This is a genomic window from Aquimarina macrocephali JAMB N27 (genome assembly GCF_000520995.1).
Lineage (GTDB): Bacteria > Bacteroidota > Bacteroidia > Flavobacteriales > Flavobacteriaceae > Aquimarina > Aquimarina macrocephali.
Genome location: NZ_JACA01000164.1, coordinates 1 through 347, shown reverse-complemented (window position 1 = coordinate 347; position 347 = coordinate 1). Strand labels below are relative to the sequence as shown.

At 37.5% G+C, this 347-nt stretch carries 1 protein-coding gene; it reads right to left on the bottom strand.

Features of this window, described 5'->3' with window-relative positions:
* Positions 1-347, bottom strand: a 347-nt coding sequence (locus Z054_RS29740; RefSeq protein ID WP_035094036.1) for an SDR family NAD(P)-dependent oxidoreductase, incomplete at both ends; no start/stop codon positions are given.

Here is a 347-nt window from a genome sequence, read left to right as displayed (position 1 = left end):
TTGAAGGTACCTGTAACTTTGGGAGTTAGTACGCTGCTGAATTCATCACTTGTTTTTTTAAGAATGAAATTATCCGATGTCATACCAGCACAATGCAGGATACCATTAAGTTGTGTATGCTCTTTGGATATCGTAGCTATGAGTTGGTTTACCTGATCTGAACTACTTAAGTCCAATTGCCGGTATTCAATCTTATTGTTAAGTACCGGTAATCCATCCAGGATTGCTCTCTTTTCTTTTGTTAATGCAGAACGGCCTGTTAAAATAATACTGGAATGAGTTGTTTGCTTAAGGATCTCTTTGGTGAATAAAATACCCAAACCACCCATACCTCCGGTAATAAGATA